We start from the raw sequence: 1,619 nt of genomic DNA, 5'->3' as shown, positions 1-1,619 counted from the left end.
CCCCGCTCGACACCGCCTCGCCCATCGACTGGCTGGCCGCCCACGCGCTGCTGGTGCCCATCGACGCATCGCACGTGGAGCTCCCCCGGCCGGTGGGCCTGGCGGTGCGCGGCGGCGCCATGGCTGACCCTTGGCACACGCGGCCGCCGGAGGTTGCAGCCCGGCTGGTTCGGAATTCGCTGCGTGACAACGCGGCCTTCTCCGCCGCGGCCGAGACGCTGCGGCTGGTCACCGAACTGTTGGAACAGATACGCCGGGGCCCGGTGGCCACCCTGCGGGCCGGCGGCGTGGGGGTCCGCGAAGTCCGGCGGCTGGCCGAGGCGTTGCGGATCGAACCGGGCATGACCAGCTGGCTGCTGGAGCTGTCCGCCGCCGCCGGCCTGGTCGTCCTGGACGTGGATACCTCCCGCTGGGTGGTCCCTGCGAGTGCCACGTTCGGCTCCCTGGAGCGCCGGGACCAATGGCAGCTGCTGGTCGCGTCCTGGCTGCAACTGGACCGGGCGCCGTCATTGGTGGGCGGGCGGACGCCATCGGACACCGCCATCAATGCGCTGGCAGCCGAGGCATCGCGGCCCGACGCACCCGCAGTCCGGCGCCACGTGCTCGAGGCACTGGACGAACTCTGCGCTGCGGCCGATCCCGCCGGCGGCCAAGCGGGGCACGGCACCGCGGAGGATGCGGCTGATTCCGCCGTCGGACAAGCGGGACAGGGCCCCCCGGAGCAGGGTGGAGCGACCAGCGGCAGCACGCCGGCGCCCTCGCCGGAAGCGGTTACCGCCTACCTGGTCTGGCGGCGGCCCCGGCAGCAGCGCCGGTTCAAGCGGCTGGTCCCGGGCATCCTGACCGAGGCCGCGCGGCTGGGTCTCACCGGCTCCGGCGCGCTGACCGATCTGGGGCGGGCCACGGCCCAGGACCGGCTGGCCGACGCCGCCGCGCTGCTGGCGGAGCAGCTGCCGGCACCGCTGGACCAATTCATGCTGCAGGCGGACCTGACGGCCGTTGCTCCCGGGTATCTGGCCCCGGATATCGCCGCCGACCTGTCCCTGCTGTCCGACGCCGAAGGCCAGGGCCCGGCGGCCATCTACCGCTTCTCGGCCGACAGCATCAGGCGCGCCCTGGACGCCGGCCGGGATGCCGCCGGAATCCTCGGCTTCCTGACCCGGCATTCGGCCACCGGCGTGCCGCAGCCGCTGGAGTACCTGGTGGAGGACACCGCTTCCCGGCACGGCGCGCTGCGGGTGGGATCGGCCGCGGGTTTCCTGCGCAGCGACGACGAAGATGCCCTGACGGACCTCCTCGCCGACCCGCGCACGGCCCGCCTGGGCCTGCGCCGGCTGGCCCCTACCGTGCTGGTGTCGCGGGCCGGTTCCCGCGACCTGCTCGCCTCCCTGCGCCAGCTCGGTTATGCGCCGGCTCCGGAGGCCGACGACGGCGTGGCCCTGGGCGGCGGGGCAGGCAGCCGCGGCGGCAGCACTTCCGCTGACAGCACCCCGACCGACGGTGCCGCGGCGGCGCAGGCCGGCCGCGCGCCGTCGTCGTTCCCAGTCAGGACGAACCCCTGGGAACTCAGCGCCGAGGACACCGATGCCCAGCTGGCGATGCTGCGGAGCAGCGGCGTT

General features: G+C 74.7%; 1 protein-coding gene. It reads left to right on the top strand.

Annotation, left to right across the window (positions count from 1 at the left end):
- Positions 1 to 1,619 (top strand): helicase-associated domain-containing protein (locus tag AC5RV2_RS17825; RefSeq protein ID WP_494093432.1); only part of this gene is annotated, 1,619 nt, incomplete at both ends.

This window comes from Arthrobacter sp. Y3225116 (genome assembly GCF_059091245.1).
This window is presented reverse-complemented; position numbering and strand designations above follow the sequence as displayed.